The organism is Streptomyces beijiangensis (assembly GCF_017315755.1).
GTDB classification, from domain to species: Bacteria; Actinomycetota; Actinomycetes; order Streptomycetales; family Streptomycetaceae; genus Streptomyces; species Streptomyces beijiangensis.
In genome coordinates this window covers 1-372 of record NZ_JAFLRJ010001262.1, presented here as the reverse complement: position 1 = coordinate 372, position 372 = coordinate 1, and the positions used below count along the sequence as shown (strand labels likewise).

Sequence of the window (372 nt, the reverse complement as noted above, 5' to 3'; positions counted from 1 at the left end):
GACAGCACGAGGCACGGCCGGTCCTTGCCCCCGGGCCCGTCCTCGTACGGAACGTTCGCCCACCAGATCTCTCCCGCCACCGGCGCCCGCTTTGGTCCCGGCCGTGCCTCGTGCTGTCCGTGCGGGGCGACCAGGTGCAGGTCGCGAAGATCACCAGCAAGTACCACGACGAGCGGCCGGGCGTGATTCCGCTGCCGCCGGGGACGGTGGGCGATGCGCAGGGGCGGCCGAGTTTCCTGGAGACGGATGAGCTGCGCGATGTGGGGGTGTGGGAGTTCCGGCGGCGGGTGGGGGTCGTGGATCCGACGCTCTGGGACCAGGTCCGGCATCTGGCGGGCTGACGCGGGCCGCTGCGCGGGGCGTGTGCCGCAC

1 protein-coding gene is annotated in these 372 nt (G+C 73.1%); it reads left to right on the top strand.

Going from position 1 to position 372, the window contains the following annotated elements:
* The coding region (locus J0695_RS41440; protein WP_242553797.1) for a type II toxin-antitoxin system PemK/MazF family toxin at positions 1-341 on the top strand (341 nt) is incomplete at its 5' end.
* Positions 342-372 lie beyond the last annotated feature (31 nt).